Below are 1,170 nucleotides of genomic sequence, written 5' to 3'. Positions count from 1 at the left end.
GGGGACAGGAGCAATTGCGTTGGCACTAGCGTCTGAGCTACCGAATCGTCAGGTAATGGGAGTTGACCTCAAACAAGAGGCCAAAGAGCTTGCTGAGTACAATGCCGCGCAGCTAAACATCAAAAATGTGACGTTTGACCAAGGTAGCTGGTTCGAGCCTATTGCAGAGGGAACAAAGTTTGCTTTAATTGTTTCCAATCCGCCGTATATTGACGAGAAAGATCCGCATTTATCCCAAGGTGACGTTCGTTTTGAGCCAAAATCCGCGCTGGTCGCTGATGAAAATGGCTTAGCGGATATTCGCCATATCTCCGATTTGGCTCGTCAGTATCTTGAAGAGGGCGGTTGGCTTGCCTTCGAACACGGTTACGACCAAGGCGAGGCGGTTCGTGAGATCATGAGTGGCTTTGGTTATCAGCAAGTTGTCACCGAAAAAGATTATGGTGGGAATGATCGAGTGACCCTCGGTTGCTACCAGCCTTCATAAGAACGAGCAAGTCAGCCGTAATTTATTAAAAGAGAAGAAAAATGTACGTAGCTCTAAAACATATTCACCTTGTCACCATCGCACTGAGTGCCACATTGTTGTCGATTCGATTCGCGTTAATGATGATGAACTCTCCAAAGCGCAACCATCGTTTTCTGAAAGTTTTTCCACACATTGTTGATACCGCGCTGTTGTTGTCAGGTGTTGCTTTGATCTTTGTTACTGGCTTCATTCCATTTACAGACTCAGCACCTTGGCTAACCAACAAGATCACGTGTGTGTTGGCGTACATTGCTCTGGGCTTCTTCGCTCTGAAATTAGCTAAAAATAAATTGCTGCAAATTTTCGGTTTCTTTGGCGCACTCGGTTGGTTGGTCATGGCGGCTAACATCGCCGTGTCTAAGAGTCCAACTTTATTTGGGTAATCGTCATGCTTGAGTTTTTTGACGAAGATTTTGACAACATGGCGCTGGTGGAAGGAGCGTTAGAGCTCAATAAATCCGTTAATCCAGAAACCAACGTCCATTGGGCTAAGCAAGAGCTAGAGCGTCTGTACCAAGAAGCAGAAGCAACGCTTATCCATGAAACAGATGAAGAGCAGCGTTTCGATTCTTTCCTACGTCTGTTTTTCCATGAGTGGGGCTTCAAAGGTGACGACCAAGAGTACTTTATCTCTGACAACA

General features: G+C 45.9%; 3 protein-coding genes. All 3 read left to right on the top strand.

The genetic code is table 11. From position 1 onward, the window contains the following. Positions 1-487 (top strand): HemK/PrmC family methyltransferase (locus R7190_RS25645; RefSeq protein ID WP_318137649.1); only part of this gene is annotated, 487 nt, incomplete at its 5' end. 41 nt (positions 488-528) lie between these two features. Continuing rightward, positions 529-912 carry a SirB2 family protein gene (locus R7190_RS25640; protein WP_005468486.1) on the top strand — a complete coding sequence of 128 codons (384 nt, stop codon included), beginning with the start codon at positions 529-531 and terminating at the stop codon, positions 910-912. 5 nt (positions 913-917) lie between these two features. Further along, on the top strand, positions 918-1,170 hold a 253-nt coding region (locus R7190_RS25635), incomplete at its 3' end, for a transglutaminase family protein (RefSeq protein WP_318137648.1).

This window comes from Vibrio sp. 1078-1, from assembly GCF_033340475.1.
The sequence above is the reverse complement of the archived record's forward strand: the minus strand, read 5'-3'. Positions and strand labels throughout refer to the sequence as shown.